The 17,403-nt window shown below is 50.3% G+C and carries 12 protein-coding genes and 1 riboswitch; of the genes, 9 read left to right on the forward strand and 3 right to left on the reverse strand.

The annotated features are described in order from the left end of the window. The first annotated feature begins 185 nt into the window (after positions 1–185). The 4 genes from LQV63_RS11655 (at position 186) to LQV63_RS11670 (ending at position 5,221) form a co-directional block, all read left to right on the forward strand. Positions 186–2,087 carry a hypothetical protein gene (locus tag LQV63_RS11655; protein ID WP_233696842.1) on the forward strand — a complete coding sequence of 634 codons (1,902 nt, stop codon included), beginning with the start codon at positions 186–188 and terminating at the stop codon, positions 2,085–2,087. A 212-nt stretch (positions 2,088–2,299) separates the two neighbouring features. Further along, entirely contained in the window at positions 2,300–3,118 is an 819-nt protein-coding gene (locus LQV63_RS11660; protein WP_233696843.1) for a GNAT family N-acetyltransferase, read from the forward strand. A gap of 134 nt (positions 3,119–3,252) precedes the next feature. After that, positions 3,253–3,398: riboswitch (FMN riboswitch) on the forward strand. Between the two features lie 138 nt (positions 3,399–3,536). Beyond that, complete coding sequence (locus LQV63_RS11665) at positions 3,537–4,457, forward strand: DMT family transporter (protein WP_026011128.1); 921 nt, start codon at positions 3,537–3,539, stop codon at positions 4,455–4,457. Positions 4,458–4,666: 209 nt separating this feature from the next. Continuing rightward, on the forward strand, positions 4,667–5,221 hold the full coding sequence (locus LQV63_RS11670) for a YkoP family protein (RefSeq protein WP_407672916.1): 555 nt from the start codon (positions 4,667–4,669) through the stop codon (positions 5,219–5,221). 85 nt (positions 5,222–5,306) lie between these two features. On the opposite strand, the gene LQV63_RS11675 is transcribed toward LQV63_RS11670, so the two are convergent. Continuing rightward, complete coding sequence (locus LQV63_RS11675; protein ID WP_233696844.1) at positions 5,307–7,520, reverse strand: GH92 family glycosyl hydrolase; 2,214 nt, start codon at positions 7,518–7,520, stop codon at positions 5,307–5,309. Positions 7,521–7,690: 170 nt separating this feature from the next. Between LQV63_RS11675 and LQV63_RS11680 the strand changes: the two genes are divergently transcribed. Next, positions 7,691–8,563 (forward strand): AraC family transcriptional regulator, encoded by an 873-nt coding sequence (locus LQV63_RS11680; protein ID WP_233696919.1) that lies wholly within the window; start codon positions 7,691–7,693, stop codon positions 8,561–8,563. A gap of 93 nt (positions 8,564–8,656) precedes the next feature. Here the strand turns inward: LQV63_RS11680 and LQV63_RS11685 are convergent, their stop codons facing one another. Then, on the reverse strand, positions 8,657–9,301 hold the full coding sequence (locus LQV63_RS11685; protein ID WP_026011127.1) for a metal-dependent hydrolase: 645 nt from the start codon (positions 9,299–9,301) through the stop codon (positions 8,657–8,659). Positions 9,302–9,629: 328 nt separating this feature from the next. Here LQV63_RS11685 and aspA point away from each other — a divergent pair, with 328 nt between their 5' ends. Beyond that, positions 9,630–11,054, forward strand: coding sequence for an aspartate ammonia-lyase (gene aspA / locus LQV63_RS11690; RefSeq protein ID WP_019422128.1), 1,425 nt, complete (start codon positions 9,630–9,632; stop codon positions 11,052–11,054). A gap of 23 nt (positions 11,055–11,077) precedes the next feature. Here aspA and LQV63_RS11695 read toward each other — a convergent pair whose 3' ends face one another. Then, on the reverse strand, positions 11,078–11,935 hold the full coding sequence (locus LQV63_RS11695) for an alpha/beta hydrolase family protein (protein WP_233696845.1): 858 nt from the start codon (positions 11,933–11,935) through the stop codon (positions 11,078–11,080). A 488-nt stretch (positions 11,936–12,423) separates the two neighbouring features. Here LQV63_RS11695 and LQV63_RS11700 point away from each other — a divergent pair, with 488 nt between their 5' ends. The 3 genes from LQV63_RS11700 to hutU all read left to right on the forward strand — a co-directional run bounded on the left by LQV63_RS11700 (position 12,424) and on the right by hutU (position 17,385). Next, on the forward strand, positions 12,424–13,338 hold the full coding sequence (locus LQV63_RS11700; protein WP_019422126.1) for a transposase: 915 nt from the start codon (positions 12,424–12,426) through the stop codon (positions 13,336–13,338). Between the two features lie 763 nt (positions 13,339–14,101). Next, positions 14,102–15,673, forward strand: coding sequence for a histidine ammonia-lyase (hutH, locus tag LQV63_RS11705; RefSeq protein ID WP_407672914.1), 1,572 nt, complete (start codon positions 14,102–14,104; stop codon positions 15,671–15,673). 47 nt (positions 15,674–15,720) lie between these two features. Continuing rightward, positions 15,721–17,385: a urocanate hydratase gene (gene hutU, locus LQV63_RS11710; RefSeq protein ID WP_233696847.1), complete on the forward strand. Its 1,665-nt coding sequence runs from the start codon at positions 15,721–15,723 to the stop codon at positions 17,383–17,385. Positions 17,386–17,403 lie beyond the last annotated feature (18 nt).

A 17,403-nucleotide genomic window follows, 5' to 3' on the forward strand; every position in this document is an offset into this window, starting at 1 on the left:
TTCTGTTCTGAATGGATATACAATGTCGCTCATCTATTGGTGATGAGCGGCTTTTTCGTTATGCCACCCAAAGTTTTAGGGAGACCAAACAAATCTGGAGCGGAGAGGTGCCGGGGACGGATAACGAACATACAATATAAGATTAAATCAAAAATGAATTCTTCCAGCTAAAGAGGTGCTAATTCATGACATTGACACCGTTGCAGAGAATTGTGAGCTGCAGCAATAATGTGGTTACCGCACCCACCAGGGATGAGGCAACGGCAAGATTAATAGCAGGAAGTCCTCCGAATGCAGTGAATATAGGAAATGCAGCGGTTGTGTGGCCACATATAGAAACTTTTCAAAATGACAACAACCCTTGGTTTCACCAGGTTATGAATCCCGAATTCATATGGACGCAACATGGAGCCATCCCAGGGGAAAGCCGCGGGTTTGCGGCGGTATCTGTGCCGCTGCCTATCTTGCCAGGCGCAGATGAGCTCTCTTATCTTATCATTTTATCATTGTTTAGCGATAATGCATGCAGCTTGCGGATTTCATTGGTTGATGTTATGGGAAATCCAATCTCTCCGGTTGACCCGTCCCTACTTAATTTTGATTTGCAGGCAGGTTCTTTGAGAGCTGATGCCTCTTTGAATACAGATACAGAGAACCCGTACAATTGGCAGAAAATCCGATTTTATTCGGTACCTGCATCCTTTAATCCCGCAAGTGTTACTCCTGGATCCAAGTTTCTCTTTACATTTCAGGTTGTCAATTATCTTCATGACGGAGAAGAAGGAAACGCAGGCTTGGCGTTTATTGCGGACATATATCAGTTAGCCGAGCAATGGAATGAGTCCGGCGTTACCGGACCAACAGGTCCGACGGGTGTCACAGGGGCGACGGGTGACACAGGAGTGACGGGTGACACGGGTGCCACGGGTGCCACGGGAGCGACAGGTGTCACGGGAGCGACAGGTGACACGGGAGTGACGGGTGTCACGGGAGTGACGGGTGCCGCGGGAGCGACAGGTGTCACGGGAGCGACAGGTGTCACGGGAGCGCCGGGTGACACGGGTGCCACGGGAGCGACGGGTGTCACGGGAGCGACGGGCGTCACAGGAGCGACGGGTGACATGGGAGTGACGGGTGTCACGGGAGTGACGGGTGTCACAGGAGCGACGGGTGATACAGGAGCGACGGGTGCCGCGGGAGCGACAGGTGTCACAGGAGCGACGGGTGAAGCAGGTGCGACGGGTGCCGCGGGAGCGACGGGTGATACAGGAGCGACGGGCGATACAGGAGCGACGGGTGCCACGGGAGCGACGGGTGCCGCGGGAGCGACAGGTGTCACAGGAGCGACGGGTGACATGGGAGTGACGGGTGTCACGGGAGCGACGGGTGCCGCGGGAGCGACAGGTGTCACAGGAGCGACGGGTACCGTAGGAGTGACGGGTACCACAGGAGCGACGGGCGCCACGGGAGCGACAGGTGTCACAGGAGCGACGGGCACCACAGGAGTGACGGGTGTCACGGGAGCGACAGGGGCGACGGGTGTCACAGGAGCAACAGGCGCCACAGGAGCTCCGGGCGGTACAGGACCAACAGGGCCGTTACCTTCGACTTCGACAAAGATAATATTATATGGGGGAGCTAATTCGGGGTTTCAACGCATAGCTGGGTCTCCTGGAGCCGTATCCAATGCCATTCCGTACGTCGTATTGGGAGTTGGAAGTGTCTCGGGGTTCTCCGGATCCATCAATGTCAACAATTTGCCTGTGGGAACTTACCTGTTCCAAATTTGCGCCGATGTCGTGAATAATGCATCAGCGCCAGCTCCGGGCAATATCATTTCCACCATAACCTTGCTCACTACCGGAGTGATTAGTGGAACAATTGTTTTCTCCATTAGGCCAACAGATGTAGGGGCTCAGCCGGTCTATGTGTATAATCCTACTCTACTGACCGCTCCGGCGACGATTACATGGACCAGTGTCATTTCTGGCGATGCAGTGTCAAGGAATAATGCTTTATCGCTATACGCCGTCCCCAATATAACACAAAGCGCTGTATATTCGGTATTTTTCTCCACTTCTTCATGAACTACCAGCAATCTCTATCTCGATAAGCGTATATGCAAGGTAAAATGCCTCCCTCGTTCAGTCCGAGGGAGGTTTGTTTATGTCACAGTTTATTTATGTAATGAAAACGGGCCTGCTTTGAAACCTCGGCCGCCGCTCTTTAAAATGGATTGACAGCTACTACCAAACTAGTTAGAATACAAAAAAATGTAGCGGAAGAAAGAGGGTATATTATGTGGATTTCATGTTCCCCGAACGATCCGGTGCTTATCCGGCGGCCCTTCACAGACAATGAAGTGGAGTACCAGCTGTTGCATCGCATCTGCGGATCGCAAGATTGCAGCATACGAATGAGGACGGAGAAGGGAGACGCCGTCTTTGCCCAAACCGCCGGACAACATGCATGGCTGTGGGTGAGCGAAGAAGCAACATTGGAACAGAAGCAGTCGCTCATCATGGCATTATGCGAGCTTACGATCGATAAAGACATTCCCGGCATTTCCGCTCATCCGGAAGTTGCCGAATTATTCGCACAGATGTATACGGACATAGTAGGCGGATCATATAAGCTTCAAATGGACTTGCAATCGTACGCTTGCGAGCATGTGACTGCGCCGGCGAATGTGCAGGGGAGGATGCGGAGAGCAGCCCCGGAGCATGTAAATACGATTAGCGGCTTCGTCACTGACTTTATCGCAGAGGCAATGGGCACGGCAGTTCCTCGTTCCGATCAGGTTCCATTCGTTGAGCGTTCCATTGCATCGGGTGATATGATGGTATGGACGAGGGAGGAAGAGCCCGTAGCAATGGCACGGATTGCCCATCGTTCACCGAGACATGCGCGGATTAACAGCGTCTATACCGCTCCCGAGCATCGGAAAAAGGGGTACGCTAGCGCCTTGGTCGCTGAACTGTGTGACATCGTTCAACAAGAACAGTTGATTCCAATCTTGTATGCGGATATGGTCAATCCCGACTCGAATAATGTGTACAGAAAGATTGGATTTGCGGAGCGTGGCATCATTAGAGAGCTGGCTTTTCAGCAGAGCTAAATTGCAATTTAGCCTCTACAGCCGAATTGGAAATTTGTATAGGAGAATTATTATATTGATGTAAATCCAATTCGAGTTATAATTAATAACGGGGCATGACCGTTTATTCGAATGCCTACATTATGAATTTGAATAAGGATCTTCAGGGCCAGGTGTAATTCCTGACCGGCGGTGAAGGGCTGAGAAGCAGCCCCAAGCCCGCGACTCGCTGCATGTTTGCAGCGACTGACTTGGTGCAACTCCAAGGCCGACGGTATAGTCCGGATGGGAGAAGATCGCTCAAGCGTTTCACGTGAAGAACTGCACATGACAGCTCTAATGCGGAATTTGCTTCATCATGACCTTCATCATGACGGATAGGCGACGTATGTCTTCTTCAGCCAGATCCTATATTCAACGACCTTGGAGGTTATTGAATATGGACCACGTTATTCACGTTGAACAGAGGAACAGCAGCACGCGCAGAGGAGTTCTGTTCGTTGCGCTAGGGGCCGCCCTATGGGGACTGGGGCCCATCTTCCGAGTTCTAGTGTTGGAGTACTTGACTTCGACACAAATCGTCCTCATCGAACATCTCATTTTACTCCTTTATGCAGCCCCCATTCTATGGGTGCACCGGAGGGAACTTCGGGGATGCTCTTGGCGTCATTTGTTCGCGCTCCTTTTCATTTCGTGGGGGGGCTCGGTAATGGCGACCATCATGTTCACGGAAGCTTTCGCACATGGTAATCCGAATGCGGTATTGCTTCTACAGAAGCTGCAACCGATATTTGCCGTCATACTGGCACGTGTTCTGTTGAAAGAAACACTCCCCAGACGCTTCCCTATGCTGCTGTTGCTGGCAGTTGCCGGCACATACTTGCTTACGTTTGGATGGTCATTGCCAATAGGCCACGTGCGTGAGGTCGTAGGGGTGAGCAGTCTGCTTGCTTTCGGGGCCGCGTTTCTATGGGGCGGGTCCACCGTAATGGGCAGATTAATGCTGGACAAGATGGAATATGAAACGGTTACGGCATTGCGATTCTTGTTGGCACTGCCACTGTTGTTCATGCTTACATGGAACGAACATCCAAGTTGGAGTATCCCTGCAGCACAGTTGGGCACCGTATCATTTTATATCATCATGCAGGCATTGCTGCTGGGGCTCGTAAGCTTGTTGTTATATTACCGCGGTTTATCCGTTACGAAAGCTTCTTACGCAACCCTTGCGGAGCTGTCGTTCCCGCTCGTCGGCATGATGATGAACTGGATCGTCTTCAAGGAAGTCGTCACCATTCCGCAATTGACGGGATTCGTCCTAATATGGGTTGCGTTGTATCTGGTCTCTAGACAGCAATAAATGCTATTCGAATATATTACCGTTGACCTTCCTGGTATATACACCAGGGAGGTTTTTTCATTATACCTAACCGTTTTTTCTCTATAGTGTCGGAAAAAACATTATTTCGTGCAATTATTTTCCTTCAACTCCCATCATAAATTCCTTATAAATATGCAAATTAATCATCATTGGCCGATTATGAAGGGGAATGTCGCATGAAACTAAAAATGTATCTGTTATCCACATGGAACGTTTTCGATCCCATATACTGCTCACTGAGACGGCTTACTTATATCGACCGTGCGAACCAGAATATTTTCAGGGTAAAACTGCTAACTTATCGAGGTAAGGAAATAGCGATGTCTGACGGAACACGTATCCGGAACAAGGATCTATTAGTAAAGATTCATTTGTACAATGTACAATTGTTGCGTCAAGTGTTGCATGTAACGAATAACGTTCAAAAGGGGCGCATCATTTATCGGTGTGTGGATCGTTCGTTGCCGGGCGTGTGCCAATTCATCCAGAACCATCCGAGAGGGAATGAAATCAAAGCCATCATTGGAATCACCATGCTAAATCGGGGATGCCGACAACTCGGCTTTGACGTGGTGCCTATTTCCAATCCGTTATATCGGGGGTTTAAATGGATTAATCAACTGCCTATTCATTTAATTTCGGTGTCAAATCCGATAAATCGATTCAAGAAGCGGCATCTCCCGACATATTTAGTGATGTCCAAAAACAAGCTTGAAAAAATTTATGGCCATCCTTCTACATAGACGAACTGGAACAACTGCTGACGTCTCATTTCATAAAAAGAAAGGGTGCCCCGAGTATTCACCGAGGGGGCACCCTTTTCTGCCATTAACCTTGTTTTGACATTGCGTATGGAAGCGCTGCTTCGTCATAGCGGTCTTCACGTGGCGAATCCGCCATATCGAAGGAGATTGTTCCTCCGTTCTTCACCTTAGCGTGCTCCAAGTACAACGTCGCCACTTGTGCGCCATCCATGCGTACGCCTGCCACATATTTATTCGCGGCGGAGTTATTGTCCGCTTCGATGACGAGTTGTTTGCCATTCTCCAGATGGACCGTCATCCGCTTGAACAGCGGCGTTCCGATGACATACTCCGGAACGCCTGGGCTGAGCGGGTACAAGCCCATCGCGCCGAAGACGTACCATGCGGCCAAGCTGCCGTTATCCTCGTCGCCTGGAAGTCCGTCTGGGCGAGAGCTGAACAGTTCATCCATCGTCTTGCGTACCCAATGCTGCGTCAAGGACGGGTATCCGAGCGCCGCAAAGATGTACGGGAAGTGGAAGCTTGGCTGGTTGCTGATTGCGAATTGTCCGAAGTCGACGGCTGCCATTTCAGACATTTCGTGTATTTCAAAGCCGTACGAGCCAACCTTGAACTCCGGCTTTGCTGCGAACAGCGCATCCAACTGCTTCTTGCATTGCTCGCGCCCGCCCATTAGCTCGGCAAGGCCTAACAGGTCATGCTGCACTGCCCAACTGCTCTGGTAAGCGCCGCCTTCTGTATACGGACCGCCCCACATCGTCGGGTCGAACGGCTCGAGCCAACTGCCGTCTTGCAGCTTGCCACGCATGAAGCCTACGGCTGGATCGAACAAGTTTTTGTAGTTCTTAGCGCGCTCCATAAGCTGTTCGTATTCTTCTTCACGGCCTAAATGTTTCGCTATCTGTGCGATACAGAAGTCGCCGAATACGTAGTCGAGCGTATTGCACACACTCTCATGCGTGTGAATATCAGCAGGCATATAGTCGTATTTCAAATATTCGCCCATGCCTTTGCGTCCGTATCGATTGTCGCTGGAAACGGTCATGGCATGCTTTAACAATCCTTCGAACGCCGTCTCTACATCGAAGCCGGTGTTTCCTTTTACGACGGCATCTGCAAATGATACGTCAATCAACGTTCCCGGCATCATGCTCCGCTCGCCAGGGGAAGCCCATTTCGGCATCCAGCCGGCTTCCTTATATGCGTTGACCCAGCCTTGCATCATTTCATTGACGAAAGAAGGGTAGAGGAGGTTGTACAGCGGGAACGATGTGCGATACGTATCCCAGAAGCCGATATCTGCAAACAAGGGACCTTCTTCAATCTTGCCGTTGTACGGGCTATAATGGATTTGCTTGCCGTTTGCATCATATTCATGGATGGCGTGCGGGAAGAGGGAAGTCCGATACAGACAAGTGTAGAACGTATCCAACTTATCCGTGTCGTCGCTCTCAACTTCGATGACGCCGAGCTGTTTTTCCCATGTGTCCGTCGCCATGCTGCTCACTTCATCGAAGGTACGGCTGCCAACTTCGCGCTCCAGGTTAATGAAAGCCTGCTCTTCGCTGATGAAGGAAGTGCTCATGCTGACATGTACGATGCCGTTCTCAGGAACGGTCAGTCCAACATACGCGCCGATGCGCTCGCCTGTCTTCGACAAGCTGTTTACCGGCTTGTATTCATGATCGGACAAGCCACTTGCGTCTGCAGCGACCGGGCAGTCGAACTTCATGACGAAGTACATGCGGTAATTGTCCGGTGTGCCGCCTGCTTTCGCCGTCGTGTAGCCAGTCAACGTGCCTTTGTCCGGATCGATCGTCATCGACGCTTCGCCAGGGAACGTCGACAGAATGAGTCTCGCTTCATCCTGACGATCGAACGTCAGCCGGATGCTCGCGCAACGCGCTGTCGGCGAGAGTTCCATCGTCGTCTGGTAGCGAAGCAGTTGGACCTTAAAGTAGTCCGGACGTACGATCATGTCTTGCTTGCGGAACGAAGACGAGCGCTCAGGCGCCCACACTTTAAGCGGTCCAGTCTGCGGCATTAAGGTCATATGGCCGTAATCGCCGATCCATGGGCTAGGCTGGTGAGTCAGCCGGATGCCCTCTAGACGATTATGGTTCGGGCTGAAGAACCAGCCGCCAGCGGCTTCGTTCGTCTGCGGGCTCCAGGATGCCATTCCGAACGGCATCGCAATCAGGGGCAGAGTGTTCCCATTCGAATACGGATAAATGGAATCTGTTCCTTGCAGAGGGTTCACATGCTTTAGTAAGCTCATCTATTGTCTCTCCTCATATTAAAATTGAATGTCATATTAAATATGCCTTTCATGTTATATTGTATGGTGATATGTCATATTACACCTATCATATTTTTATAATTTCTATCACTTTTCATGATAAAATAAGGATAGCTGTCATTTATATTAGGAAGAAAAGAGTGATTGGAATGTTTCCTTACAACTTGCATGGAGACGACGAAATCCACGGGGAATTTCCGTTCACACTGAAAATTCATCGTTTGAATGTGCCTGTGCCCGCCCATGTGCATCATTTCATTGAATACACGTATGCCTTGAAAGGCAAAGGAAAAGAAATCATCAACGGAGTAGAAAAGGAACTGACGCCGGGCACCTTCACTTTATTGTTTCCCCATCAGGTGCATGAGCTAGACATCGCTCCCGGAGATGAATTGCATTTATATGTGGGAGCGATCGGTCTGAAGGCTTTTTTTGGCGCGGGAGACTCGTTCTTGGCCTTGTACAGCTTGCTGAAGGGGGCGGAAAATGACGAGAACACCACATACAAGCTGGACGAGGTGACAGCAAGAGAGGTGCATTTGCTGCTTCAGCAAATGCATGAGGAGGCGCGTGAGGAGAAGCCGTGGAGCCGGATGATGTTTCTCGCCAAGCTAACGCAGGTGTTCATCTTATTCGACCGTTACCGTCAGGAGAGGTTGGACGAAGGGCCTCAAAGCTACGGAAGGAACCCTCGCAGAGGAATGTGGGAAGTCGTTCATTACGTGTACCAGAATTTCAAGGAAGATATAACGCTGGATACACTATCGAAGCGGTACAATTACAGCGTTTCTTATATAAGCTCGGCCTTCAAACAAATGGTCGGAGAAAATTATTATTCCTTTCTGGAACGAATCCGCGTCGCGCATGCCTGCAACTTGCTGATCGGAACAGACATGAAAATTACCGACATTGCCTATGAGGCCGGGTTCAAATCTTATCCGACGTTTATCCGCGTGTTTCAGTCCCGGATGGGCATGACACCGACCCTGTACCGCAAGCATAATAACATTGAATTGATTTAATGCATGTGATTCCTATTTTAATCCATGAGGGGGAGGAGAAGTGTGATGGGGGAATCGGGACTCCAATCAGAAGTCCCAATCTTCTAGCTATGCTTATAGGCGAATTTTGAATGAGCGGTTAGATAGCGGATAGAGCCATTTAACGCCTCTTGGTGTCAAAGTATCGGCAATCAGATGGGAAGCATAACCGCAGATGGATACGGCAGTGATGCCTTCAATGCGAAGCTGTTGCTCCAGGCCCCATCCGATGCAACCCCATAACAGGGTGGCCCATATGGTATGTGACATCCCCCTATGACTGAGCCATGGAACCCAGGCAACAAACACACCCAAGCCGATCAACCAATTCCAACCCAACGTCCATCCCCAATAGAGAAGCCCGCAGCCAACCATGCTTACCATAATGTTGCGGGTGACGCCTTCTTTGGCGACAAAGCCGAGCAGCAGCACGACTACCGAGACGATACTCAATTCTTGACTGACAAATGCCTGCGTCGAATACTGGTAGATGACTCCAGCGGCAAGACAGACACCGAGCCAGAGGAGTATTTCATGCAGCCATCTGGAAATCTTGCCGATTTTGCTGCTCAATATGCTAGGGCCGTCCAGATCCGCACTCAAGGCGGATAATGCCGACACCGCAATATATAAGGACGCATTCTTCAAGGTAAATGGATAATACACGGCTGCGGCAGCTCCGACGGCAATACCGATAGTAAGGTGTGTCGATCCTTTCATATGTTCTCCTTTCATAGTTGCTAATATCCTGATGGAGGCACAAACATATGTTTGCATCTAGCCATTATACCTATTTTCGAACAGAATTAGCAAGCCTTTCATAGCCAGTGCAGAGAAGTGTTAATAACTTGACTCTATACGGCGTGCAAAATAAGTGAAATATAATGTTTTTTATCTTAAAAATTGATCATTTATCAAAAGGGAGCTACAATCATAGTGGGCACATTACATTTTCTATCTTTGTCACGTAAATGGGGACGTGCTCATTTTTATGACGCAGTATGAAAGCGTTTCAAAAACCGATCATAAGAGAAGGAAAGGGATCAAAATGACGAATCATTTAACCCGTACCGAAAAAGATTTTCTGGGAGAAAAGGAAGTTCCTGTCGAAGCGTATTACGGAATTCAGACGCTGCGCGCTGTGGAGAATTTCCCGATTACGGGCGCACACATGAATGAGGAGCTGATTCGCGGTTTAGCTATCGTGAAGAAGGCTGCGGCGCTGGCTAATATGGAAGTGAAGCAGCTTCAGGAGGAGATGTGCGAGGTCATCGTTCGAGCCGCGGATGAAATCATTGACGGACAATGGCACGACCATTTCATTGTCGATCCGATCCAGGGCGGAGCAGGCACTTCGATGAACATGAACTCGAATGAAGTCATTGCGAACCGGGCACTTGAACTGCTTGGGAAAGCAAAAGGGGATTATGCCAGCTTAAGCCCGAATAATCATGTCAACCGTTCGCAATCTACGAACGATGCGTTTCCGTCCGCTATACATATTGCGGTGTTGACGCTTATCGATAAACTCTTGATCACGATGGGAGAATTGTACGAGACGTATCGGAAGAAGGCGGCTCAATTCGATCACGTTATCAAGATGGGACGCACTCACTTGCAGGACGCTGTTCCCATTCGATTGGGACAATCCTTTGAAGCGTATAGCCGAGTGTTGTTGCGAGACATGAAGCGTATTGAGCAATCCAAGCAGCACCTGTATGAAGTTAATATGGGCGCTACCGCAGTCGGAACAGGACTAAATGCCGATCCGAGATACATTCACCGGGTAGTGGAACTATTGGCCGAAATAAGCGGATTCCCGTTAATTCATGCAGAGCATCTGGTGGACGCCACGCAAAACACGGACGCTTACACGGAAGTATCGGCAGCGCTCAAGGTCTGCATGATGAACATGTCCAAGGTGGCGAACGATCTGCGTTTGCTCGCATCCGGTCCTCGCGCCGGCTTCGGTGAAATACGTCTGCCAGCCCGTCAGCCAGGCTCGTCCATCATGCCGGGTAAGGTCAACCCGGTAATGTGCGAAGTCGTGAACCAGGTGGCGTTTCAAGTTATCGGCAACGACCATACGATATGTCTGGCATCGGAAGCCGGCCAGTTTGAATTGAACGTGATGGAGCCTGTGCTCGTATACAATCTGCTCCAATCGCTCAGCATGATGAACAACGTCTTTAAGGTATTCCGTACCCACTGTCTAGAGGGGATTGAAGCCAATGAAGAGCGTTGCCGCGAATACGTGGAGAACAGCGTTGGCATCATTACAGCCTTAAGCCCTCATCTCGGTTATGAAGTGTCCGCCCGTATCGCCCGCGAAGCGACGGAGAACGGCAAGTCCGTAAGAGAACTGTGCTTGCTATACAACGTGCTAACGGAAGAGGAGCTGGATACGATTCTCGATCCTTATGAAATGACCAAGCCGGGAATCGCTGGTGCAGCTTTGTTCGAGCGAGAGTAATTCTGACTTGAGAGACGCCCATTCTATGGGTGTCTCTTTGTTGTGTCTCTCGATATCCATGCAAACATGCGTTTCACCGATTGCTGATGAATATCAGGCGGAAAAAGGTGTCCATATCCATCAAATGTATGCATATCCACATCTGCTCCATCTTGTTGCAGCTTCTTAAACATCTGGAGTCCATGACTGAAATCCACTTGAGCATCTTCGGTCCCGTGAATAAGGAGAATCGGGCAGGAGATATCTTCCGCCATATAAAGGGGAGAACGAGCAATATAAGACTCTCGTTTCTTGACGGGGTTCCCGCCAATGACGCGCTTCAGCATTCTGCGAAGCTCCATACGCTCTCCATACGTTTGCGCCAAGTCTGACACGCCACTCCAGAGGATGAGCCGGTGAATATCCGGCATGTCGACCGCCGTTTGTGCAGCATTGATGGCACCGCGTGAGAAGCCCATGACCGAAATTCGGCTTGGATCGACGAACGAAAGACTTTGCAGCAGACGATAAGCCGAACGAACGTCTTCTTGCTCAGCACCGCCGAATTCATCTCGTCCTTCGCCACCTTCATTGCCGCGGTAGGTAGGAGCAAAGACAAGATGTCCGAATTGCGAGAACTGCTCTAACCAGTCCGATTTGACCCGGCCAAATTTACCCATGCCTCCTCTGCAATAGATAAGAACAGGCCATTGTTGCTCATATAAATCTTGGTTCGCCCGGTTCAAAGGATGGGCTATTTCCGTAACGGGCAGATTACCTTCACCATAGAATCGTTCGATATTGGATTGTATTTCACTGGCTGGACGTTCATGGCCATAGGGGAGGCTCAAATACCCCTTTACACGTAATCCATCCGATAAGTATGTAATGTGATAGATCATTTTGTGAATATGCCCCTCTCATTAGTCTTGTTATCCACGATAATATCAACATGAAGAATAGGACACAATTATATTGTATCTCCCGCTTTAAGCGGCCGCAGTATGTCCCGATATGCGGTAGAGTTCGTTGAGGTGTTGTTCATCCGTTGGTTTCTGATGGTGTTTTGCGGTATTTCTTATTTTCGGAAAAGTGATAGTCATCGAATATTTAGCAGTCTTTTCGCCGTTCTTGTGCCAACGATGATCATCGTGATTATGCCCTTAGCAACACTCTCCCTAACGCTCAGTCAAAACTTTTTGTCACGGCGGATTCATGCTAGAACACACTTAAGAAACTGAAATTCTAGGAAGCTAAAGTTACGTAAAATTCGAAGTCTCAAATAATTGATAAAGCCTCTTGAAATAGGAATGTTTGTTCGGTATAATCAATATATAGGAACAAATGTTCTGGTTGTGGATCGGAAAGAGCTGTAGCAAGGAGGCGACCTATGAAAGCATGGCAATCCATTGATACGCTGGAAGAGTTACATAACTATTTTCATTCGGAATCCGTATGTGCAAGCTTATTGTATCAGATGAAGTGGCCGGAGGGTTTTGTCTGTCCGCGTTGTAGGCATGGCCATGCCTACATTATTCAGACACGCCGGTTGCCTCTGTACGAGTGCCGCATGTGTCGGCATCAGAGCTCGCTTACCACCGGCACGGTCATGGAAGGTAGTCGCACCCCCTTGCAGAAATGGTTCACGGCGTTCTGGCTGGCCTCTCGCCCGGATGCTGGCATTAACGCCGTTCAGCTTAGCTCGATCATCAAGGTAACCTATAAGACAGCTTGGTTGATGCTGCACAAGATTCGGGCAGCGATCAGCCATGCCGACGCCGCGCGGCCACTAGAAGGCAAAGTTCAAGGTATCGTTGCCTTTCAAGGCCTCACGTACCATTCTATGTTGGAGCTTCATCCCCGGGAGTACCCCCTTATCGTTTCTGCATCCGTCAAGGAAGACGGGCTGGAGAGCAAATTCAAGATGAAGCTTGTGAAGCAGGAGCATCTTTCGGGGAAGTTGCTGCTTCGTTCAGGCTGTGACCATTTCACAGCTCTTCACGTCACGGAGACCGCTCTCGAGACGACTATTATCCGGCATCCTTACCGAACTCGTAGGGATAATCGCTTATATCAAGCCTTCAATCGGGCACGTCGCTGGATGAACGATACGTTTCACGGAATTGGAGAGAAGTATCTTCAGAGGTACCTGGATGAATTTTGTTTCCGTTTGAATGCAACTACTCAACCTACGTCCACGTGGGAGCGACTTTTATGCGTGTGCATGTCTTTTCCCGCTGCCTTGGAACATCTTTTTGCCCATCATGACACAAGTCCTTCTTCTGCCGCACAATCCGCTGCGTAACCGAGTTCATGCAGACGTGAAACGCTAACTTCTATTATATCTGAATTCATTTTGACATCGTCGCCTTTTTAATTTCTCAGGTCATGTAGATTATGCAGCTTGCTTGCGACGTTCTGTCCTTGTGCATACATGAGCGCGTCCAGCAACGTTTCTGGGATCACGAGACATGATCGTGCCTGCACCGTACCTGAGGCATGCAGACATGAAGCATGCTTTAGTCAATTTTGCAGTTATATCGCGATGATATGCTTGCGTTGTTCAAAAAACATACAGCGATGAACCTACATTTTTTGGACTGAACATGCGAAGACGAAATGTGAAGAACGAGCCGAATTTGTTAGACTCGTGGTCTTCTTGGATCCAACTTGTTTTGTACCTGAGCCAAGGGGAGAGTGTCGCTAAGGCTTGAGTACGAACATCATTCCTCGGAAACGAAACGGGTTTTCTGTAACTGGAGTACCGTGCCGTCACGTCACTGAACATGGATAGACTATGTCAGCGGCGAGATGATCATCATGCGTATCGTATAATATCTGCACTATCTTCTGTCGATGCACCATACTTGACAGAAGCGCATACACATGTAATAGTAGAGCAAATGGATATAAATACCGAATCCAAATGAAAGGGCGATGCAATATGGTGCGCGTTCATCATTATCAATGGGATGACAATTTCATAGGTCGCTCTTTTTCAATAAGGGGCTGTGTGGAAGTAGAGAACTTCCGCACAGCCCCTTTCTTTTGTTAAAGCAGGAAAGGAGATGAATGTATTGGCTGTCAAACAATCACAGCAAGAAATGCAAACAGGACCTATCACGTTAAAAGGAGAGCAGCTGACACTTAATCAGTTGGCCGCCATCGCCTGCGATTACAATCCAGTCGTGCTTGGTGCTGACGCGGTACAACGTGTCAACCGTTGTCGTGAAATGGTAGAGGAACTCGTGAAAGCGAATAAAGTGGTATACGGGGTTACAACCGGATTTGGAAAGTTTAGCGATGTCACGATTTCATCAGAAGATTCGGCCGGGCTCCAAGCTAACTTAATCCGCAGTCACGCGTGCGCTGTGGGCCTTCCTTTGCCCGAAGCCACCGTACGCGCTATTATGCTTTTACGAGCGAATGCCTTGGCAAAAGGCTACTCTGGCATTCGTCTGGAAACGCTTCAATTGCTAGTCGATTGTCTGAATCGGGGAGTGCATCCGATCATTCCCGAGCAAGGATCGCTCGGCGCAAGTGGGGATTTAGCTCCGCTGTCGCACTTGGCACTTGTTCTCATGGGGGAAGGGGAAGCAGTCTATAATGGCAAGCGTATGGGGGGACATGAAGCGTTGACCCAGGCAGGCCTCAAGCCGATTCAGCTACAAGCGAAAGAAGGTCTGTCGCTCATCAATGGCACGCAGATTATGACGGCGATCGGCGCGTTGACTTATGTGAATGCACAGCGGCTTGCCAAGACGGCGGACGCTATTGCCGCCCTCACGGTTGAATGCTTGCAGGGAATTACGGATGCGTTCGCGGATGAGCTCCAGCGCGTCAGACCTTATCCGGAGCAGATCGGCGTTGCAGCCAATCTGAGAAAGCTGCTCGACGGCAGCCAATTGACGACGAGACAAGGCGATATCCGTGTTCAAGATGCATATTCCTTGCGCTGCTTGCCTCAGGTTCATGGTGCAACACGTCAGGTGCTTGCATATGTGGAGGATAAGCTTGACGTGGAGATGAATGCCGCAACCGATAATCCGCTCTTGTTTTTGGAAGAGGGTGTAGTCATCTCGGGCGGGAATTTCCACGGACAGCCGATGGCTTTTGCAATGGATTTCTTAAAAATCGGGATGAGCGAGCTTGCCAATATTTCCGAACGACGTACGGAGCGGCTTGTCAATCCAGCATTATCCGGCGGACTTCCTGCATTTCTAAGCCAGCAGCCGGGCATGGCGTCCGGCATGATGATTCCACAATACGTGAGTGCCTCGCTCGTATCCGAGAACAAGGTGCTGGCTCATCCGGCGAGCGTCGATTCTATCCCGTCCTCCGCCAATCAGGAGGATCACGTATCGATGGGCACAACGGCTGCCCGCCACGCGGCGCAAGTTATCGACAATACGGCCAAGGTGCTGGCGATTGAACTCATCTGTGCAGCGGAAGCAGCAGTATTTCGAGGCGTAGATAAGCTTGCGCCGTCGACACGCACGTTATTCGACAAGGTGCGTGAACTCGTACCACCACTAACAACAGATCGCTCCCTCGGCAAGGAGATTGAAATTATTGCGTCTGTACTAAGTAAGGGAGAATTCCTTCATGCTGTGGAGAAGGTATCTGGACCGTTGTATTAAATGAATTTCATTTTACGAGGATTCACACTAAAAGGAGGCGTAACAAGATGAATGATGTGAAGCGAAGCATCCGCGCACCGCGGGGAAAAGAGTTGACGTGCAAAGGCTGGGTTCAGGAAGCTGCCATGCGCATGCTGATGAATAATTTGGATCCGGACGTTGCTGAGCGGCCTGAAGATTTGGTCGTCTATGGCGGTATCGGCAAGGCGGCACGCAACTGGCCGTCCTATGATGCGATTGTGCGTGAACTACAGCGTCTAGAGAACGACGAAACACTGCTAATCCAATCTGGCAAGCCCGTCGGCGTATTCCGTACCCATGAACGGGCGCCCCGCGTGCTCTTGTCGAACTCCGTGCTCGTCCCGAATTGGGCCAATTGGGAGCACTTCCGTGAACTTGAACACAAAGGATTGATGATGTACGGGCAAATGACTGCTGGAAGCTGGATTTATATTGGAACTCAAGGCATTCTTCAAGGTACGTATGAAACGTTTGCTGAAGCTGCACGCCAGCACGCGCAAGGAACATTGCGAGGCACGCTGACGCTGACAGCAGGTCTCGGCGGCATGGGCGGCGCACAGCCCCTTGCTGTAACAATGAATGACGGCGTCGTCATTACGGTCGAGGCGGACCGTTCCCGGATTGAACGCCGGATTGAGACGCGTTACTGTGATGTGTTGGCCGAATCATTCGATGAGGCATTGGAGCTTGCTCGGCAAGCACTGGACGGGAAGAAAGCGCTATCTATCGGGTTGCTTGGCAATGCGGCAGACATCTTTCCAGAGTTCGTGCGTCGCGGGATCAAGCCTGATTTCGTCACTGACCAGACCTCTGCCCATGACCCGTTGAATGGTTACATCCCAGCCGGATACAGCATGGAAGAAGCAGCTGCTCTTCGTGGTCGCGATCCGAAACGCTATATCGAGCTATCGAAGGCCAGTATGGCTGTTCATGTGCAGGCGATGCTGGACTTGCAGAAGATGGGCTCGGTCGTGTTCGATTACGGCAACAACATCCGTCAAGTCGCATTCGACCAAGGCGTGCACAATGCCTTCGCGTTTCCAGGCTTCGTTCCAGCTTATATCCGTCCGCTCTTCTGCGAGGGCAAGGGACCGTTCCGCTGGGCGGCATTATCGGGGAATCCGGAGGATATTCGCAAGACAGACGAGCTCGTGCTTAAGCTGTTCCCGGACAATGACCATTTGCGCCGCTGGATTACGATGGCCCAAGAGCGTGTCGCTTTCCAAGGTCTGCCGGCACGCATTTGCTGGCTGGGCTATGGGGAACGTGCGAAATTCGGCCTAGCCATCAATGAGATGGTCAAGACTGGAGAACTGAGCGCCCCGATTGTCATCGGCCGTGATCATCTCGATTGCGGTTCCGTCGCTTCCCCGAACCGCGAGACGGAGAGCATGAAGGATGGCTCCGATGCGGTCGGCGATTGGGCGATTCTGAATGCGCTCATCAACACATCGGCTGGGGCCTCCTGGGTATCGGTACATCATGGCGGAGGCGTCGGCATGGGGTACTCGCTGCATGCTGGCATGGTCGTCGTCGCCGACGGTACGGAAGAAGCGGCGGAACGACTGCGCTGCGTCTTGACGACAGACCCAGGCATGGGTGTCATTCGCCATGTCGATGCGGGTTATGACGAAGCGATTGTGACCGCGGAACAGCACGGGATCTGCATACCGATGCGCGAGCAATCTTGACAATACATGTCATATTCA

It is taken from the genome of Paenibacillus profundus (genome assembly GCF_021369635.1).
GTDB classification, from domain to species: domain Bacteria; phylum Bacillota; class Bacilli; order Paenibacillales; family Paenibacillaceae; genus Paenibacillus_B; species Paenibacillus_B profundus.